The organism is uncultured Candidatus Kuenenia sp. (assembly GCF_900696675.1).
GTDB classification, from domain to species: Bacteria; Planctomycetota; Brocadiia; order Brocadiales; family Brocadiaceae; genus Kuenenia; species Kuenenia stuttgartiensis_A.
On sequence record NZ_CAADGZ010000239.1, the window covers coordinates 1 to 2,145 of the forward strand.

General features: G+C 46.1%; 2 protein-coding genes. Both read right to left on the reverse strand.

What is annotated here, in order from left to right; genetic code table 11:
- Window positions 1–96 precede the first annotated feature (96 nt).
- Window positions 97–1,812: an SBBP repeat-containing protein gene (locus tag QZT26_RS17305; protein WP_295103951.1), complete on the reverse strand. Its 1,716-nt coding sequence runs from the start codon at window positions 1,810–1,812 to the stop codon at window positions 97–99.
- Window positions 1,769–2,145: hypothetical protein (locus QZT26_RS17310; RefSeq protein WP_295103953.1), on the reverse strand; the 377-nt coding region annotated here is incomplete at its 5' end. The genes QZT26_RS17305 and QZT26_RS17310, both read right to left, overlap by 44 nt.

Genomic DNA, 2,145 nt, shown 5'->3' on the forward strand with positions numbered 1-2,145 from the left:
AGATCCCGCGTCCGCGGCAACAATCACATGAATTATTAGAGGCATTACAGATAAAGTTGCCAGAAGTATTGCCAAGCCGGAACATACGGGTAGTCACTAGAAAAAAGCTTGCTGTTCGGCGTAAAAGCCAATAAATATAAGGCTTTTACGGCACTTTTGTTTTTTGACTTGGGGTGAACATCCGTTCGAAACAAAGGCAGCATAACCACCATTAAAAGTGGTATCATATGCCCCGCTCGTGGTCGGAAAGTTTGGCCCAGCAAGCCCCGTCACATATACGTTCCCGCTTGTGTCGAGGCTGAGAGAATAACCCCGATCATCACCAAACCCGCCCAAGAAAGTGGATGCCAGCAGGCTCGTTAATCCACCGTCCAGCTTCGAGATAAAGACGGCACTGCCGCTATTAAAAGAGGTATCGTATGCCCCGTTCGTAGTCGGAAAGTCTGTTGAAGGAGTATTCCCCGTCACATATACGTTCCCGCTTGTGTCGAGGGCAAGAGATTTACCATAATCATCAGCAGACCCGCCCAGGTACGTGGATGCCAGCAGTCTCGTCAGTCCACCGTCCAGCTTCGAGACAAAGACATCATAATAACCACCATTAAGAGAGGTATCATGTGCCCCGCTCGTGGTAGGAAAGTCTGATGAAGAAGTATTCCCTGTCACATATACATTCCCGCTTGTGTCAAGGGCGAGAGAATTACCAATATCATCATTAGACCCGCCCAGGTACGTGGATGCTAGCAGGCTCGTTAATCCACTGTCCAGCTTCGAGACAAAGACATCACCATAATAATTACCACCATTATAGGAGGTATCATAAGCACCGCTCGTGGTCGGAAAGTCTGTTGAACCAGTATACCCCATCACATATACGTTCCCGCTTGTGTCGAGGGTAAGAGAATACCCCGACTCACCACCAGACCCTCCCAGATACGTGGATGCCAGCAAACTAGTTAATCCACTATTCAGCTTCGAGACAAAGACATCCATATAACCATTAAAAGAGGTATCATAAGCCCCGCTCGTCGTCGGAAAGTCTGATGAATAAGTCCACCCCGTCACATATACGTTCCCGCTTGTGTCGAGGGCGAGAGAATTACCAAAATCACCACTACTAGACCCGCCCACGTACGTGGATGCCAGCAGGGGGTCGATGATGAGGTCTTTTGTGCAGTCGTAGCTTGCTACGGTGAAGCCGTATTCTAATTGCGGATCCCCGATCTCAGTCGAGGACAAGTTTCGGGTTTCGGATTTCAGATTTGTTTTACATTCCGCATTCTGCATTCCACAATCCGCAATCGTATATTTACATTCCACGTCCACTCGTTTGCCATTTATCTCCTGATATGCCACGGGCGTTGTAAATTTTACCGCACCAAGCTCAGTCTCTGCCACAAACTGCCCTTCATCATTTACCCGCAAATCTATTACACCACTGAGCTTTACCTGTATTTGTTCGGGGTTTGCGTCTGGTTTTACACAAAAAAGCTTCTCGACATTATTTCCATACGCCTTTAATTTGAGTTCTATACCGTCGTAGACTTCTCCAAGCGATACTACATCATATGCTGAAATATTGGTTTTCCATTGAGATTTGTCGGTTCCTTTAAAATAGCTCACCTTTGTTACAGCCTTTTCATTTCCAGTTATCTCCTGAACTCTGCCGCCTACAAGCGTCTCTTTAATGGCAACTCCCTGGGTGTCTCGTCCGGTATGTTTAGCAAGGCATGCTAAAAGACAATTGGTGCAATATGGGATGTTTGATTCATGATGCAAGATGCACGATAAACGATTTGTGGTATTTGACATGTTTCGTGTATTTTGCATTGTGTATCCCATTGGGCGAATGCATTGAAGACGCAAGGCATTGCGTCTCTACATCTGAACTATTATTCGGCAAGGAATACACAATCTCACCGTCCTTCGTTACGAACACAGTTCCGCCAAAAGTATTGGCATAGAATTTCACCTGTTCATCTACCTGGCCGTTATTGGCTAAGAAGGGTATTTGAAGTTTCTTTGTTTTCTGGGCAAATGCCGCCGAGTCTAATTTCGGATCCCCGGTCGAAGTCGAGGACAAGTTTTGGATTGTAGATTGCGGAATTGAGCTTTTGAATGATTGTTTATTTGAGTTTTCATGGC

Excerpts from the sequence above, each read along its gene's own strand:
- QZT26_RS17305 (WP_295103951.1), bottom strand. The coding sequence starts at position 1,812 with ATGTCAAATACCACAAATCGTTTATCGTGCATCTTGCATCATGAATCA.